The 17,293-nt window shown below is 40.9% G+C and carries 13 protein-coding genes, 2 other RNA genes and 3 pseudogenes; 12 read left to right on the top strand and 6 right to left on the bottom strand.

What is annotated here, in order from left to right; genetic code table 11:
- Positions 1-15: 15 nt before the first annotated feature.
- Positions 16-936, bottom strand: a complete 921-nt coding sequence (locus IPJ16_03610) for a hypothetical protein (protein ID MBK7626272.1) — start codon at positions 934-936, stop codon at positions 16-18.
- Between the two features lie 115 nt (positions 937-1,051).
- On the opposite strand from IPJ16_03610, the pseudogene IPJ16_03605 reads away from it, so the two are divergent.
- Positions 1,052-2,363: pseudogene (locus IPJ16_03605) on the top strand (hypothetical protein).
- A gap of 42 nt (positions 2,364-2,405) precedes the next feature.
- Here the strand turns inward: IPJ16_03605 and ssrA are convergent.
- Positions 2,406-2,819: a transfer-messenger RNA gene (gene ssrA, locus IPJ16_03600) on the bottom strand.
- A 197-nt stretch (positions 2,820-3,016) separates the two neighbouring features.
- Between ssrA and IPJ16_03595 the strand changes: the two genes are divergently transcribed.
- From IPJ16_03595 to IPJ16_03555, 9 genes and pseudogenes are all read left to right on the top strand, one after another.
- Positions 3,017-3,364: a hypothetical protein gene (locus IPJ16_03595; GenBank protein ID MBK7626271.1), complete on the top strand. Its 348-nt coding sequence runs from the start codon at positions 3,017-3,019 to the stop codon at positions 3,362-3,364.
- Positions 3,340-3,639, top strand: coding sequence for a hypothetical protein (locus IPJ16_03590; protein ID MBK7626270.1), 300 nt, complete (start codon positions 3,340-3,342; stop codon positions 3,637-3,639). The genes IPJ16_03595 and IPJ16_03590 overlap by 25 nt, the downstream gene beginning before the upstream one ends.
- Positions 3,640-3,729: 90 nt before the next feature.
- On the top strand, positions 3,730-4,161 hold the full coding sequence (locus tag IPJ16_03585) for a hypothetical protein (protein ID MBK7626269.1): 432 nt from the start codon (positions 3,730-3,732) through the stop codon (positions 4,159-4,161).
- Between the two features lie 75 nt (positions 4,162-4,236).
- Entirely contained in the window at positions 4,237-6,576 is a 2,340-nt protein-coding gene (locus IPJ16_03580; GenBank protein ID MBK7626268.1) for a glycoside hydrolase family 95 protein, read from the top strand.
- Between the two features lie 171 nt (positions 6,577-6,747).
- Positions 6,748-7,539 carry a hypothetical protein gene (locus IPJ16_03575; GenBank protein MBK7626267.1) on the top strand — a complete coding sequence of 264 codons (792 nt, stop codon included), beginning with the start codon at positions 6,748-6,750 and terminating at the stop codon, positions 7,537-7,539.
- A 48-nt stretch (positions 7,540-7,587) separates the two neighbouring features.
- Positions 7,588-8,325 (top strand): amidohydrolase family protein, encoded by a 738-nt coding sequence (locus tag IPJ16_03570; protein MBK7626266.1) that lies wholly within the window; start codon positions 7,588-7,590, stop codon positions 8,323-8,325.
- A gap of 38 nt (positions 8,326-8,363) precedes the next feature.
- The gene (locus IPJ16_03565; protein ID MBK7626265.1) at positions 8,364-9,638 is read left to right on the top strand and encodes an amidohydrolase family protein; all 1,275 of its coding nucleotides are present in this window, start codon (positions 8,364-8,366) and stop codon (positions 9,636-9,638) included.
- A 33-nt stretch (positions 9,639-9,671) separates the two neighbouring features.
- On the top strand, positions 9,672-10,952 hold the full coding sequence (locus tag IPJ16_03560) for an amidohydrolase family protein (protein ID MBK7626264.1): 1,281 nt from the start codon (positions 9,672-9,674) through the stop codon (positions 10,950-10,952).
- Positions 10,949-12,095 (top strand): annotated as a pseudogene (locus IPJ16_03555) (glycosyltransferase). Before IPJ16_03560 ends, IPJ16_03555 begins: the two are co-directional and overlap by 4 nt.
- Here IPJ16_03555 and IPJ16_03550 read toward each other — a convergent pair.
- Positions 12,065-13,018, bottom strand: a pseudogene (locus IPJ16_03550) (glycosyltransferase family 2 protein). The pseudogenes IPJ16_03555 and IPJ16_03550 sit on opposite strands and share 31 nt — an antisense overlap.
- Before the next feature lie 15 nt (positions 13,019-13,033).
- Entirely contained in the window at positions 13,034-13,474 is a 441-nt protein-coding gene (locus IPJ16_03545; GenBank protein ID MBK7626263.1) for a DUF4199 domain-containing protein, read from the bottom strand.
- Positions 13,475-13,694: 220 nt separating this feature from the next.
- Between IPJ16_03545 and ffs the strand changes: the two genes are divergently transcribed.
- An RNA gene (ffs, locus tag IPJ16_03540) (signal recognition particle sRNA small type) lies at positions 13,695-13,794 on the top strand.
- 34 nt (positions 13,795-13,828) lie between these two features.
- Positions 13,829-14,443, top strand: coding sequence for a threonylcarbamoyl-AMP synthase (locus IPJ16_03535; protein MBK7626262.1), 615 nt, complete (start codon positions 13,829-13,831; stop codon positions 14,441-14,443).
- 3 nt (positions 14,444-14,446) lie between these two features.
- Here IPJ16_03535 and IPJ16_03530 read toward each other — a convergent pair whose 3' ends face one another.
- Together IPJ16_03530 and trkA are read right to left on the bottom strand one after the other, a co-directional pair.
- Positions 14,447-15,895, bottom strand: coding sequence for a TrkH family potassium uptake protein (locus IPJ16_03530; protein ID MBK7626261.1), 1,449 nt, complete (start codon positions 15,893-15,895; stop codon positions 14,447-14,449).
- Between the two features lie 6 nt (positions 15,896-15,901).
- On the bottom strand, positions 15,902-17,242 hold the full coding sequence (gene trkA, locus IPJ16_03525) for a Trk system potassium transporter TrkA (GenBank protein ID MBK7626260.1): 1,341 nt from the start codon (positions 17,240-17,242) through the stop codon (positions 15,902-15,904).
- Positions 17,243-17,293 lie beyond the last annotated feature (51 nt).

Raw genomic sequence — 17,293 nt, 5'->3', positions numbered from 1 at the left:
GGAAAGTCCTCTGACCTACTCAGCTTCTAAACCGTTCTTATTCTTCACATCATAGTCATTCATTTGAAACTCAATTGTCTTATTGTCTTCCCTGGTTATTATTTTTCTTATCAAATCAGGGGAAACAATACTCACTGAAAAGACAATGAAGAAGAAGATCCAGGGAATCATTATTTTCTTCAGAATTCTTTTATGCAATGTGATCCAGTGAATATAGCCCGAAAAAGGAAGAGAAAATAATACGATCAAAGTCAGGAGGAATGCCGGCACGAAATAAATTAGCTCTAAAACAGGTACGCCTTCACCTGTCATTTTTGAAGCGAATACATAACTTCCATAGGCAATGACCACACAGGCAATAAGGGAAATGTATTTGAGGTAATGGTTTTTCTTTATCTGAAAAAGACATCTGAATCCATATAATAACATTCCGCTTCCGGTCAATAATGTAATTAACAAAAAGAAAGTAAAAGAGAAATCGACGATGTTATCCTGTAAGGAGGAAAACCTTTGAATGACGAAACTGACGGCAATTAAGGAGAGCAGAATTAAAATACTTTTAATCTCCCCGGCCTCTCTCAGAATAAAAATATTAATTCCTGCCAGAAGCATAAATGCGCATATAATTGTGATAAAGAAAAGGTCAATTACAATAGATCCTGGAAAGTTTATTAACTTATATGTGATGAAAATAAAAAGTGGAAGTAAATAAGTTGCAATATTTGCTATAATCAAAAACCATTTCTGTTCCCTGTATCTGATTGTAATCATGATAATTATTGTACTACCCGATATCAATAACAATGGAATGAGTATTGGAAATATTGTATCGATCAGATTATTATAAGGGCCAGAGGAACCTAACATTATCAGAAATGACAAAAGGAAGATTATTGAAGCAATCCACAGAACCCATTTCTTACCAGTCTCACTCATTATTAGTACTTTAATCCTGTTAATTTACAAAACAATTTTCAATATTGAGATATTGCATTGACCAAAATTATGATTTCAATAAATCCCTATCTTTGCCGTCCTCATGGAGACAATTTTGCCTGACAAATTAACAAAGTTTAAGATATTCCTTTTCTGGAGCCCTCTCGCGCTTACATGGCTGATGATGGCTCTGGAACAACCTATTTTAATCGCTTTCATAGCCAGGCTTAATGATGCCAAATTCAACCTGGCGGCTTTCGGGATTGCCGGTTCATTTGCCATGCTTATTGAATCTCCGATAATAATGCTTCTCAGTGCTTCCACAGCATTGGTAACCGGAAGGAATTCATACAGGAAACTGAAGAAATTTACCGACATCCTTAATGCGGCAATAACTGTAATACACTTAATTGTTATTATTCCGCCTGTCTTTAACTTCATTGCTATTGATATGATGGAGGTTCCTGAGAATGTTGCAAAGCTTGCCTATACAGCACTTGTGATTTTCTTACCATGGTCGGCATCAATAGGTTACAGACGATTCTATCAGGGAATTCTTATAAGGAAAGGCCTTACAAGAATGGTTACTTATGGCACTCTTGTAAGGATTTCGGTAATAACAATAGTCGGACTGTTACTTTATCTTGCAGGGTTACCTGGCGCTTCTGTCGGTGCAGCAGCTATGTCAGCAGCTGTTTTGCTCGAAGCCATTGCAACAAGGATCATGGTTTCCAGGGCACTTAAAGAAGTGCTTGGACACAAATGATCCGGAAAACAGTGATCTGAGCATGAGGGAGGTAACACGTTTTTATACTCCTCTTGCAATGACTTCAGTTCTCTCAATGGGCGTTCATCCTTTTGTCACTTTCTTTCTCAGCAGAAGCTATATGGCAGTTGAATCGCTGGCAGCCCTTGAGGTAGTTGGTTCCCTGGTATTTATTTTCAGAAGTGTCGGATTATCATTCCAGGAGGTTAATATCGCCCTGCTTGGAAGAGGAAAGCATAACTTTGATATTATGAGAAGCTATGCTGTAAGCCTGGGAATAATAGTAACACTCCTGATCTCAGTGGTGGCTTTTACACCGCTTGCAGATCTATGGTTTTTAAATATCTCTGGACTTTCTCAAGAACTGGCAGATCTTTCATACCTGCCACTCAGAATTATGATATTGATGCCGGCTCTGACATTGCTTATGAGTTTTCAGAGATCCACTATTGTACTTGGTGGCAAGACTGGTCCGATATCGGTTTCAACAGCAATAGAGCTAATTGTGATTGTTTTTGTCCTATTCATCTGTATCGCTTTGTTCAACATGATTGGTGTTGTGGCAGCCGCGATTGCCTTTCTGGCGGGAAGAGTTATTTCATCATTATACCTTCTGCCAGTTCATGCTTCGGTTGTAAGGGGCTGGAGTTCAGGGAAGTGATAAAAAACAAAACCCCTTTCGGGGTAATTGTTTTTTGCTTGTTTGTGGAGCTGCGGGGAGTCGAACCCCGGTCCAAACACGGAAGTCATACGCTTTCTACATGCTTATTTCTGCTTGATTTTCGTGACATGTCAGCTGCAGAACAACCTAACCTGCCCTTATTTCCTGTTTGTTTCGCCATCGGGTCGGAACAACCTTCAGACTAGCCCCGGATTGCGTGCGTTTCCGTGTCGGGTTGGATCAGGGCTTGACCGCCCGGGAAACGTCTCGTCCCAACACATGTGCTGAGAGATTATGCCTTTCGGCGTAAAGTGCTTAAGCTACTGTTATTCGCTTATGCTGCGAGAGCGTAATTAGATTCGCCTTTATTGTTTTGTAACTCTGTTTAAGGAACGCGTTACCACACCCTGCATGCTTACATAACACCCCTCATGCTGTCAAAACCAAGTCAGCCCCGGATGATATGAACCGCAAAGATAAGAAAAATAGTTGGAAGACCGAAGACCGAAGACCGAAGTAAATCCGCAATCCGCAATCCGCAATCCGCAATCCGAAATCCGAAATCCACCTTCCGCAATCCGAAATTGCTGTCCATTAAAAGAAATTAGCCCTTTAATTAGTATCTTCACATATCCAATAACGGATTTGCATCAATGGAAAAGAGATTAAAAGTCGGCATTCTCCGGGAAACTAAGAATCCTCCCGACAGAAGGGTTCCGCTAACCCCGCCCCAGATAGTAGCTTTGGAGGAGATGTATCCTGATGTTGAGTTTTTTGTTCAGCCTAGCGACATAAGATGCTATGCTGATGAAGAGTATGACTATCTCGGTATACCGCTTAAAGAAGATCTTAAAGATTGTGATATTCTTTTTGGAGTTAAGGAGGTTGATAAAAGATTATTCATTCCCGGTAAGACTTATATGTTTTTTGCTCATGTGGCCAAAAAGCAGCCTCATAACATTGAGATGTTCAGGAAATGGCTGCTCGCAAAATTACACTAATTGATTATGAGTATCTTACAACTGAACAGGGGCAGAGGGTTGTTGCATTTGGACGACATGCAGGAATTGTAGGCGCGTATAACGGACTGAGAGCCAGAGGTATTAAAACTAACAGGTTCAAACTGAAACCTGCCTATCAGTGCCACGATCTCGACGAGATGTGGGCCGGTCTGAGACTTATTGAACTCAAGCCCGGACTGAAAGTACTTGTTACAGGTGAAGGACGGGTTGCTCATGGTGCCATGGAGACTCTCAGCATCTGCAATTTTGTATAGGTTTCTCCTGAAGAATATGTTTCTAAAGAGTTTGATGTTCCTGTTGTTTGCCAGATTGGTCCCGATAAGTATACTAAGCATAAAAAAGGATTGGAATTCAGTTTCAGCCATTTTACAAACCATCCTGAAGAATATGAATCTTCCTTTGCACAATATTCAAAAGTGACCGATATCTTCATTGCATGTCATTTCTGGGATCCCCGTTCTCCTCATTTCTTTTCAAAGGAGGATATGAAGAAACCCGACTTCAGGATCTCCGTAATTGCCGACATAAGCTGTGATATTAATGGCCCTATACCCTCAACTCTCAGGCCATCAACAATTGCTGATCCTTTTTATGCATACAACCCTTATCTTGAAACTGAGGAGCCGGCATTCTCAAGACCAACTAATATTACAATGATGGCTATCGATAATCTGCCGGGTGAACTTCCCCGGGATGCCTCGCTCGATTTTGGGAAAATGCTGATGAATAGTGTATTACATGATATTCTTACCCAGACAGAAAGCCCCTATGGTTGAGAGAGCTACCATACTGGAAAATGGTATTCTGACTCCAAAATATTCATATCTTGACGATTATCTTTATTAAACCCTATGAAAAGACAATTAATTATCCTGTGCCTTTCTATAATTGGCATTTCCGGATGTAACAGACCATCTGATAATTCCGGCGAAACGTTGAAACTCTGGTATGATAATCCTGCTTCGAAGTGGGAAGAAGCATTGCCGGTTGGAAACGGACGGCTCGGAGCGATGGTTTTTGGAAACCCTGTGAATGAGAAGCTCCAGCTGAACGAAGAGAGCATTTGGGCAGGGAGTAAAATAAACAATAACAATCCTGATGCAATAAAGGCTTTGCCTGCCCTGCAGAAAGCCCTGTTCGAAAGCAGATACAAGGATGCATTCAAAATAGCTGATGAGAATTTCCTGGGAACTCCTCCGCGGATCCGCTCATATCAGCCACTTGGAGACTTACTAATTGATTATCTGTGGAGTAGCAAGCCGGAAAACTTAAGAAGGGAGCTCAACCTCAGCACAGGAATTGCTGCTTCACATTTCACTGCTGACGGGAAAAAGTACATACAGGAGGTGTTTGTCTCTGCCCCTGACAATGTTATTGTAGTAAATATTAAATCAGTCGATGGTGGTCTTATAAATGCCTCATTCAGGCTTGCCCGTGAAAAGGATGCAACAGTATTAGCTAGTGGAAATACATTAATCCTGACAGGCCAGATAATAGACGAAGAAGATCCCAGAGCCGGTCCCGGGGGGGAACATATGAAATTTGCCGGTGAGCTTAGGCTCTCTGCTCTGCAAGGCGAGATTGCCGCGGATAAAGATATCCTGCATGTAAAAAATGCAGAGGAAGTTACTGTAAGGATCACAGCTGCCACTGACTATAATATTAACAACCTTGATTTTGACAGATTCATTGAACCGGCAGACGTTTGTAAAACTATACTAAACAGGAGTGACAATTTATCATACAACGAGCTGAAAAAAGCTCATCTTGAGGAGTATCAGCCATTGTTTAGCCGGGTTAATCTGTCTTTTGGAAAAGATAGTTTATCCTCAGTACCTACTGACAAAAGACTCCAGGCTGTTAAGAATGGTGGCACCGATAACGGATTGATTGCCCTTTATTTTCAGTACGGAAGGTATCTCCTGATGTCATCTTCACGTTATCCTGCCGTACTGCCGGCAAACCTTCAGGGAATATGGAACAAGGATCTGAAAGCTCCTTGGAACTCGGACTTTCATACAAATATAAACCTCCAGATGAATTACTGGCCTGCAGAGGTTTGCAACCTGACTGAAACTACTGACCAACTGGTCTCTTTCATGGAAAAACTTACTGTGCCGGGTGCTGCTACCGCAAAAGAGATGTATGGCACTGATGGCTGGGTTTTTCATCATCTTACAGATCCTTTTGGGAGAACAGGTGTTGCAGATGGTGTATGGGGTATTACTCCAATGAACGGACCATGGATGACATTTCCTGTTTATGAACATTTTCTGTTTACCAGAGATACATCATTCCTGAGAGAATCAGCTTATCCCCTGATGAAAGGTTCAGCAGAATTTGTTCTGGGCTTTCTGACAGAGTCGCCCGACGGATATCTGGTAACCAATCCGTCCCATTCACCTGAGAATACATTCATCGACACCAAAACAAAAGAGAAATCGCAGCTCACTTATGCAGCAACAATCGATATTGAGATTATTAACGCGTTGTTTGACAATTGTATAGAGGCAGCAACTGTGCTGAATACTGATAAGGAATTTGTATCAAAGCTTGAAGCAGCAAAGAAAAGGCTTCCGCCTGTTGTAATTAACTCTAAGGGTGTTATACAGGAATGGATAAAAGATTTTGATGAACCGGAACCCGGACATCGTCATATGTCACATCTGCTTTGTCTCTATCCTCTTGCGCAGTTTACTCCGGAAACACCTGACCTATTTAAAGCTGCGGAAGCAACAATTGAACGTCGTTTGTCTTCGGGAGGAGGTCATACAGGATGGAGCAGGGCATGGATAATCAATTTTTATGCCCGTCTTCAGAATGGTGAAAAAGCATATGAAAACATAATGGGATTATTAAGGAAATCGACTCTTGCCAATCTCTTCGATACTCATCCTCCTTTTCAGATTGACGGAAATTTCGGAGGCACTTCAGGTATAGCAGAGATGCTTCTTCAGTCGCATAATGGAGTTATCAGATTGCTGCCGGCATTGCCAAAGGAATGGGGCACAGGAGAAGTAAAGGGATTATGTGCCCGTGGCGGATTTGTGATCGATATGAAATGGTCAGACGGTGCACTGAACACAGCAAAAATATTTTCTGCAGCCGGAGGTGAGGCTAAAATCGTCTGTGGAGAATCGGTGCAGATAATAAAAGTTGAAGCCGGAGAGTCAAAAATAATCAGTTATTAGTGTGTTTTTAACACTTATTAAGAATCTCGTACAATCAGAATATCTAGTTTTATGATGACATTAATCTAATCTATTTATGCGAAGACTAATTTATCTGATTCTGCTCATCCTGCCACTGAACCTCATTGCCCAGCAGGACAATGCCCCAGTTACCGGAATAAGCGACAAAGAGTGGAAATATACGGGTTAAAGAATGCCCGTGTTGTTGTTGACTATCAGACAACTCTTGAAAAAACTGATATTCTTATTAAAAACGGAAGAATTGAAGCAGTTGGAGCAAACCTTGTTTTCCCGAAAGGCACAATTATTTATGATCTTACAGGGAAGACTGTATATCCTTCATTTGTTGATGTATATGCTGCCAACTACGGGATTAAAGTCTCAGCTTCTGCTGCCGATGCAAACCTTTATGCTGCTTTCATGGCTCCGGCACAGACAGGAAGAGCCGGTTCTCAGCCTGCAGCACCTGAGGGCAGGATTGCTGATTACTGGAACGATGGAATCAACGCCTCATACAACGCATCAGATGAATTTATCCCTGATACAAAGACAGCTGCTGAATATCGTCAGGCCGGATTCGGGGCAGTTGTTTCATTTAAAGCTGATGGCATTGTACGCGGAACATCGGCCCTTGTTACAACAGGTGATGGTAAAGCAAACAATGTACTTCTGAAGAATAAGGTTTCAGCTAATTACTCTATTACAAGAGGCCGTTCTGCAGACATCTATCCGGCCGCGCAGTTCGGTATTATAGCTTTACTTCGACAGGTAAATTATGATGCACAGTGGTATAAACAGCTTCCTTCAGGCTATTTCCACGATGACGGTCTTGAAGCCTATACAAACAATCTTACTTTACCACAGGTATTTGAGGTTACCAACAAGCTCGAAATCTTAAGAGCCGACAGGATTGGTAAAGAATTCGGAATAAATTATATAATTAAGGGTGGAGGTGATGAGTAGCAGACAATCAGGGATATTCAAAAGGCTGGTAATAAATTGATTATACCATTGAATTTTCCTGAGGCCCACGATGTTAAAGATCCATTGGATGCACTTTCGGTGACCTACACAACTCTTAAGCATTATGAACTGGCACCTTCAAATCTTTCAAAGGTCTCATCAGCCGGACTTACATTCGCTATTACATCTTCTGATCTCAGACTGCGTACCTCTTTTCTCACTAACCTGAGGAAGGCTGTAAAGAACGGTTTGCCTGAAGCTGAAGCACTTAAAGCATTAACAATTACTCCTGCCAGCTATATTGGCGCTTCAGATCTTGTTGGTTCAGTTAAGAAGAATATGATTGCCAACCTGCTTGTTACCTCCGGAAATATTTTCAGCGACGACTGTGTGGTTTATGAAAACTGGGTGCAGGGTGTTCCGTACAGATTCATCGATCTGAGAATAAAAGATCTCAGGGGTACTTACTCTCTGAAGGTTGATACTGCTGATTATAAACTCATTCTCTCTGGAACATTTGATAAACCAACGATTAAAATGATGGTTGATTCAACAGAAGTTAGAGGAGCAACATTTACTCTCGATAAGGATATAGTCAGTATAAATTTTGACAGAACACGTCAAAAATTCAGACTTACCGGCTATATTGACGGAAAGAATATTGAAGGAAAAGGTCAGCTCGATAGCGGAAGTTGGGTAAACTGGAAAGCCACATGGTCGGATAGTAAAACTGAACCTGACAGCCGGCCACGAAGGACCACTCCTGTTACTGAACCAGGAAAGTAATCTATCCGTTTACCGCTTATGGAAGCACTGAACTTCCTGTGCAGGAGGATGTATTATTTAAAAATGCTACTGTATGGACAAGCGAGAAGGAGGGAAAGCTTCTGAATACAGATATCCTTGTACAGAAAGGTAAAATTGCAAAAATAGGAAAGAACCTCACTGCTCCCGATGGAGCAAAGACAATTGACGCAACCGGAAAACATATTACACCCGGACTGATAGATGAGCATTCCCATATTGCCCTTGATGCCACAAATGAGATGGGACAGGCAATTACATCTGAGGTTAGGGCCGGGGAAGTCATTGACCCTGAGGATCAAAGCATTTACAGACAATTATCAGGCGGTGTTACCACAACTCATCTTCTGCACGGATCCGCGAATCCTATTGGCGGACAATCCATCCTTATTAAGCAACGATGGGGGCATAATGCAGAAGAACTCAAAGTGGAAAATCAGGTAGGATTTCTGAAACATGCTCTGGGAGAGAATGTTAAACGTACTACTTCGCGATATCCAAATACCAGAATGGGTACTGAACAAATTATAAGGGATGCATATCAGCGAGCTGTTGATTACAATAACGAATGGAAGACCTGGAATGCGATGAAACCAGTTGATAGAACAGGAAAAATTCCTCCGCGCAGGGATCTTGAACTTGATGCAATTGTTGATGTACTCGAGAAAAGAAGTTTCATAGAATGTCATACTTATGTTCAGTCAGAAGGAACAATGATCATGAATCTTGCTCAGGATTTTGGTGTAAGGGTAAATTCACTGATACATTTTAATGAAGCATATAAGATTGCTGATCAGATAAAGGAACATGGTGCCTACGCATCAGTATTTTCTGACTGGTGGTATTATAAATATGAAGTTTATGAAGGTATAGCCTATAATGCTGCAATGCTTATCAAACAGGGAGTGCTTACATGTATTCATTCTGATGATGCAGAGATGGGCAGAAGGCTGAACCAGGAAGCCGGAAAAATTATGAAATACGGTGGAATATCTGAAACAGAAGCGCTGAAACTTGTGACTATTAACCCGGCAATAATGCTTCATCTTGGCGACAGGACACGAAGCATAAAAGTCGGAAAAGATGCAGACCTTGTTCTCTGGACAGATTATCCGCTTTCAGTTTATGCACGGGCATCCAAAACAATGGTTGATGGTACATTCTATTTCGAGGAGGAGAAGGATGCAAAAATGAAAGAGCAGGTTGATGCTGAACGGAACCGGATTATTGCAGGTATTTTAAAAGAGACCCAGCAGCCTGCAGCTACTAACCTTTCAAATATGCCAAGACGATGAAAAACAGACTTTATATATCAATAATACTGACAGTTGCATGCCTGTTACAGGCTGCAGCACAGAGTCCGGTTGTTGCCCCGGCACGAGGAAAAAACAGTTATCCTTGTTGGCGGTACCATTCATACTGGTACAGGTGAGGTTATTGAAAACGGAACAATTGTATTCACTGCCGGAAAAATCACTTCAGTAGGTAAGTCATCTGATATTAAGACAGATGGTACTGGTAATGAAGTAATTGATGTTACCGGAAAACAGGTTTATCCCGGACTTATTTTTCCAAATACCAGTGTCGGACTGGTGGAATTTGGAAGCGGAGTTGAAGTTGCAACTGATAACAGGGAGCTGGGAGATCTGAATCCAAATGTGAGAGCAATTGCAGCCTACAATACCGATTCCCATGTAATCCCTGTTATTCGGTCAAATGGAATCCTTCTTGCTCAGATTGTCCCAATTGGTACTCTTCTTCCCGGCACCTCCAGCGTTGTTCAGCTTGATGCCTGGAACTGGGAAGACGCTGCATATAAAATTGATAATGGTATCCAGCTGGGTTGGCCCAGAAAGGCTGCTGCAGGTGGCAGGGGCGGAGTCGCATATGCCCAGCTTGCTCTGGCAGGGGCAGGCAATTACGAGAAAAATATTGAATCGCTGGAGAAAATATTTTCCGATGCAGTTGCTTATGCAGCTGTAGAGAAACCTGCTGACAAAAACCTTCGACTTGAAGCGTTAAGAGGATTGTTTGATGGAACGAAGACTCTGTTTATCAGTTCGTCTGAACCAAAGGGTATAATTGCCGCTATTTCATTTGGCAAAAGATATGGAGTTAAAAAAATGGTTCTTGCAACAGCTGATGAGTCAGCCTGGATTGTTAAGGAGTTTCTTAAAGAAAATAATATTCCCGTGTTGCTGGCAAACCCGCTGAGTGTTCCAAAATATGATTACAGCGATACCAGGCTCCCGTTCAAACTTGCAGCAATGTTTGTAAAGGAGGGGATTCTGGTCGGATTAACATACTCTTCACCTGCTTATGGAAACCTTCCGTTCGCAGCAGGACAAACCGTAGCATACGGACTTTCTAAAGAGGAAGCTCTGCAGACAGTTACACTTAATACCGCAAAAATTCTTGGCATTGGTGATAAGACAGGTTCCCTTGAGGTTGGAAAAGATGCAAATATCGTTGTTTCTTCGGGCGACCTTCTTGACATGGCTACAAATAATGTCGAACTGGCATTCATTACAGGTCGTAGTATCAGTCTTGATAACAAACATAAACAGCTCTACAGACGATTTGAGGCAAAATATGAAAGTATAAAATGATAATTATTTCACTTGGGCCTGCACATCCTTACAGAGGCGGCCCCGCTACTTTTACCGACCGGCTTGCACAACAGTTTAAGTCGGAAGGGCACTCTATTGAAATAGTTACTTTCAAATTGCAATATCCGGGATTACTGTTTCCGGGAAAAACACAGTACTCAGACAATGCACCACCAGATGGGATTAAAATAACACGGCTGCTTAATTCCATAAATCCATTTAACTGGATCGCAACAGGTTTGAAAATTAAAAAGGAGAAGCCCGATATATTACTTCTAAGATATTGGCTTCCTTTCATGGGACCTTCTCTTGGCACTGTGGCACGCATTGTAAGGTCAAATCGTCATACAAAAGTGATATGTATTTTTGATAATGTGGTTCCGCACGAGAAGAGAGCGGGGATAAGATACTTACCCGTTATTTTGCAAACAGTATAGATGGAGCTATCGTAATGTCACAGTCTGTATCTGATGATCTGAAATTGTTCCGTTCCGATATTCCGGTAATCCTTTCACCGCATCCACTGTTCGATAACTATGGACCACTGGTTTTACGCGACGCTGCACTAAAAGCCCTTAACCTGGAAAGCGAAAACTCATTCATCCTGTTTTTGGCTTCATAAGGGCATACAAAGGTCTTGATTTGCTCATTAAAGCTTTTGCAGATTCAAGACTGAGAAACAGGAAGCTTAAGCTTTTAGTTGCCGGAGAGTTCTATGAAGATGATGCCCCGTACCGTTCTTTAATAAAGGAGTATAATCTGGAGAATGAAATCGTATTCTTCGATCGCTTCATTAAAGATGCTGAGGTTCCTCTGTTTTTCAGCGTTGCTGATCTGATTGTACAACCTTATAAATCTGCTACCCAGAGCGGAGTAACACAAATTGCCTTTCATTATGAGAAGCCAATGCTTGTAACAGATGTTGGCGGTTTAAGGGAAATAGTTGCTGATTGGAAATGTGGTTATGTCGTTAAGCCTGATCCTCAATCTATTGCAAATGCAATTGTTGATTATTTTGATAACAGCAGAAAGCTATTATTTACAGAAGGAGTAAAGAAGGAGAAGGAGAAATTCGCCTGGGATAAAATGACAGGGTCGATTAGTAAGGTTTATCAGATGTTGACTTTGTCTTTGATCAAATAGTTATTCCTCTCTGGCGAATTCCGGTTCACCAGCTCTCCAAGGAATCCCGTGAGGAAAAGAAATGTACCTATTATCATTGCAGTAAGGCCGATGTAAAAGAATGGACTGTCTGTAACAAGCGGAGCACGTAGATTATTGTAAACGAATATAAGCTTCCTTACACCCAAATATCCGGCCATCGTAAAACCAATCAGGAACATAATCGTGCCCAAAGACCCGAAAAGGTGCATCGGACTCTTGCCAAACCTTGTTATGAATCCTATTGTAAGAAGGTCGAGATACCCTTTTACGAATCTGTCCAATCCGTATTTCGTAACACCGTATTTTCTTGCCCTGTGTTCAACAACCTTCTCCCCGATTTTTCTGAATCCTGCCTCTTTTGCAAGCATTGGAATGTACCTATGCATCTCGCCGTAAATCTCAATGCTCTTAACTACCTCATTCCTGTACGCTTTTAATCCGCAGTTGAAATCGTGCAGTTTTATACCTGATGACCATCTGGCAGTTCCGTTATAGAATTTGCTGGTAGTGCGTTTGATAAACGGATCATATCTTTTCTTTTCCATCCCGACACCAGATCAAAACCATCCTCCCTGATCATTCTTATCAGTTCGGGGATCTCATCGGGACTATCCTGCAGATCAGAATCCATTGTAATTACAACTTCACCTGCTGCATGAAAAAAACCAGTATGGAGAGCGGCAGCTTTGCCATAATTCCGTCTGAAACGGAAACCTTTGACGAATGTGTTTGCAGCCGCAATAGATGTGATTTTTTCCCACGATGAATCCGAGCTCCCGTCATCTATATAAATAATCTCAAATGAGATTCTGTTGGAAACACATACACTGGTAATCCAGTCAGTTAATTCCTGAACAGACTCCTCCCTCATTATATAAGGGAATTACAACTGAAAGATCCATCAGGATATTTACAAATTAGTTTTGAGGTGTTTCAATCAATGGATTTCCTTCTTTGCGGATGAATATGCTTATAAGAAGAGAAACGATCAATCCCCAGAACATACTTCCCAGGATGCTGATAGGAGCAATAATTGCAGGTTTCATAATTTTTGCCTGCATTGCCATTCCAGCGTCAATCGATGCCTGTGGTATTCCTCTTTTTACCATTTCAGCTTCCTGAAAAGCCAGTTGCTTGGCTACGAGTCCTGAGTCAATTACAGTATAAAGAAGATATGTATATACAGCTACTATGATAGCGGAGTAAAGAAATATTATCATCCCGGCACCTAATGACTGACCATATGTGATCTGACCATGCATAAAGTTGTCGCGGTACGATTTAAGCAGAAAATATATCAATCCGATCTGTACCACAATGAAAACATATCCCTGTATCTGATTGAATGTCAGGTCCAAAAATACATTACAAGTGAGTACATTATTCCAACAATTCCTAAAATAAGTCCGTTTGTCAGATTTGCTTTCCAGGGATTAACTTTTTCTTCCATGATTTTCTATTTTATATGTAGTTATGTTAGATGATTAACAACAAATATAATGTAAAAATAGAAATGCGTGTTGCTGTAAAAATGGAATTATTATTTTGGATGATACTTATTTTATTGTATTTTTGTGCGGGTAAGTCTTATACGACCAGCTCCTGCTGAACTCCCCCAGGATCGGAAGGTAGCAAGGGTAGGCAGTTGTAGCGGTGCGATATAAGTAGCTTACCCTTTTTTTATTTTATATTTGTCAGAATTCTTGACAACTATGCTGATTCGCATCTATAATGAAAATCCTAATCATAAGCATATCCGGCAGATTGCCGACCTGCTCGACGATGGTGGCATTATAATCTATCCCACTGATACTGTGTATGCAATGGGGTGCGATATCAGAGCTACAAAATCTATAGAGAAAATTGCCCGTTTCAAAGAACTGAATCCTAAGAATCCTGATCTCTCGCTCATCTTCCACGATATGAGTCAGCTTTCGGAATACACAATAATCCACGATAATAACATCTTCAAGCTTCTGAAAAGAAATCTTCCCGAACCATTTACCTTTATTGTTCAGGCGAATAGTCAGATTCCGAAGCTGTTTAAGAATAAGAAGAAAACAGTTGGTATCAGAATTCCTGATAACAATATTGTCCTTGAGCTTGTAAGAGAACTTGGCAGACCTATTATTACAACATCAATTCACGATCCTGATGAGGTAATTGAATATACTACCGATCCGGAACTTATTTATGAGAAATACCGCGATTTTGCCGATGCAGTCATCGATGGCGGATTTGGAAATAATGAAGCTTCAACAGTTATTGACTGTACCGGCGAAGAGATCGAGATTGTAAGGCAGGGATTAGGTATACTTGTGTTATAGAGATTAGTGTCTGTAAAAACCCTTTGTAAACAGAATCATAACACTCAATAATTCAATACGTCCGATGAGCATAAGTGTTGAAAGGAAAAGCTTCCCGGCCATTGGCATAGCTGAAAAATCAGTGAAAGGACCAAAAGTACCAAGTCCGGGTCCTATATTAGCAAGCATTGAAGCTGAAGTACTGAACGATGTTATAAGATCATACCCCATGAATGATATAACGAAGGCTGATGCACATACCAGTAAAAAATATATAGTAATAAATACCAGCAGGTTATAAATTGTTGATTGAGGGATTATGCGTTTATCAAGCCGAACAGGGATGAACCCGTTTGGATGAATCAGTCGTTTCAGTTCCTGTCTGCTGTTTTTTGTTATCAGTATAAGTCTTACGATTTTTATCCCTCCGCTTGTAGAGCCGGCTGTTCCTCCTGTAAACATCAGAACGAAGAATAGCATTATAATTATGTTGCCCCACATATTAAAATCCTTTGTATAATATCCTGTGGTAGTGATTATTGAGATAACATGGAAAACGCCGTCCTGTATAGCTCTGCCTGCAGGGAATCCGGCATTGATAATTAATACAAGAGTAACAATTACAATGAATGCAAAGGTGATCAGCGAATAGAAAATGAACTCATTGTTATTAAAGACCTTGCTGAAATTTCCTTTTAGTCCAAAGTAGATACAGGTCATATTTATTCCTGCAATGAACATAAATATTGAAATAACAGCCATAATAAATGGAGAGGAGAACACTGCAATACCATCGTTTCTGGATGAGAACCCACCTGTTGAGAGTGTTGAAAGAGAATGACATATCGCATCAAAGGCTGGCATCCCTCCAATAATCAGAAGTATGAATTCGGTGAATGTGAGCAGAAAATATATAGTGATCAGTCTCTTGGCTGCATCCTTTATACGAGGATGTATCTTATCTGTAGGCTGACCTGAAAACTCGGCTGAAGCCAGCTGAATCGTCATCGATTTGAAAACAGGCAGAACTGAAAGAGAAATAAATATTATTCCTATACCGCCTATCCATTGCGTAAGGCTTCGCCACAATACAATTCCCCGGGGTAATGTCTCAATATCATGTATTATAGTTGCCCCGGTTGTTGTAAATCCCGACATTGATTCAAAGAAAGCATCACCAAAATTATTAATTGATCCGCTGAAAAGGTAAGGAAGTGCGCCAAAAAGACTGAATATGAGCCACATCCCTGTTACAATGATGTATCCCTCCTTATTGCCGTACACCTTCTCCTCATTCATGAAAGGTGTAAAAACAATAATGCCGGTTACTATTGTTATAAGTGCCGAAAAGATAAGAGAAGAGGTTGCCTGATCGTGGTAAAGATATGATGCACCTGCAGTTAGCAGCATGAATAATCCTTCAACAATGAGCAGCAGGCTGAAAACCCTTGCTATTATCCGGAAGTTGATCATAAATAATCAGATAAAAAATTTCGAAAGCTTTTCGTAGGCTGACGGAAGGGTAAAAACGACGACTTTATCGTTGGCATTTATAATTGTATCTCCCGTAGCTATAAAAGGCTCTCCGTCTCTTGTGCCGCCGCCGACAATCGCATCTTTCGGAAAATCGAGACTCCTTAGTGTTCCTTTGGTTATTCTTGAGTTGGCAGGCACATTAAATTCAAGTACTTCAGCTTCAGTTCCTGTCATATACTTAACCTGAGTGACGTTAGGATTTGTGGTATGACGGAATATTCTGCTGGCAGCAGAGATCTTCTTATTAATGATAGTGTCAATTCCTGTGTTTTCAGCAAGGTTTATATACTCCATGTTTTCAACTTCAGCAATAGTCTTTTTAACCCCCATCTTTTTTGCAAGAAGACATGAAAGAATGTTGGTCTCAGAATTACCTGTGACAGCAATAAAAGCATCAATTTTTGTAATCCCTTCCTGCTCAAGAAGATCAACATTACGGCCGTCACCGTTTATGATTAGTGTATTGTCAAGGATATCGGCAAGGGCTTCACATTTTCTGATGTTGGAGTCGATAAGTTTAACTTCACATGTTTTCTGCATATACATTGCGACATGTTTGCCTATTCGGCTGCCACCAAGTATCATAATGCTCTTTGCCTCAAAGTGTTCCTTGCCCGATGTCTTCATCATCTCATCAATACCCTCATGTGTTGAAATAACAAATACCAGGTCGCCCAGCTGAAACTCTTCATTTCCTCTCGGAATAATGGTCTTATCATTTCTTTTGATTGCTACTGCACGGTACTTCTCAGTCTTGTGCAGTATTGAGATCTCTTCAAGACTTTTATTAAGAATGGGAGCATTTTCGTCGAGCTTCTGTACATACATTGCCAGTTTACCACCGGAAAACTCCATAAATTCTGTTGTTCCTGTTTCGTGAAGCAGTCCCAGCACTTCTCTTGCAGCAATAAGCTCAGGATAAATAAGGGAGTCAATGCCAAGTGATCTGAAAAAATCGAGATTCGAGTGTTCAAGGTAATCTATATTGTCAATTCGTGCTATTGTTTTTATAGCACCGAACTTTTTAGCCAGAATTGAAGCTGTAATATTGGTATCTTCAGAATGGGTTACTGCAATAAAAAGATCAGTCTTCTTTTTAAGAGAATCCTTCAATAACTTAACTGATGTTGCTGAACCTTCAAATGTCATCACATCGAGAGAAGTGCCAATCGGTTTCAGACGATCTTCCTCCGGATCGATAAGAATAATTTCATGATTTTCATTCGATAACATCTTGGCTAGATGCGTTCCAACTTCTCCTGCCCCGGCAATTATTATTCTCATTGAAATTTATTTGAAAAAACATGACAAAATAAGACATAAATCGACTAATAC

The sequence above is a fragment of the Bacteroidales bacterium genome (assembly GCA_016709865.1).
In the GTDB taxonomy this organism is placed as follows: Bacteria; Bacteroidota; Bacteroidia; order Bacteroidales; family VadinHA17; genus LD21.
The sequence above is the reverse complement of the archived record's forward strand: the minus strand, read 5'-3'. Positions and strand labels throughout refer to the sequence as shown.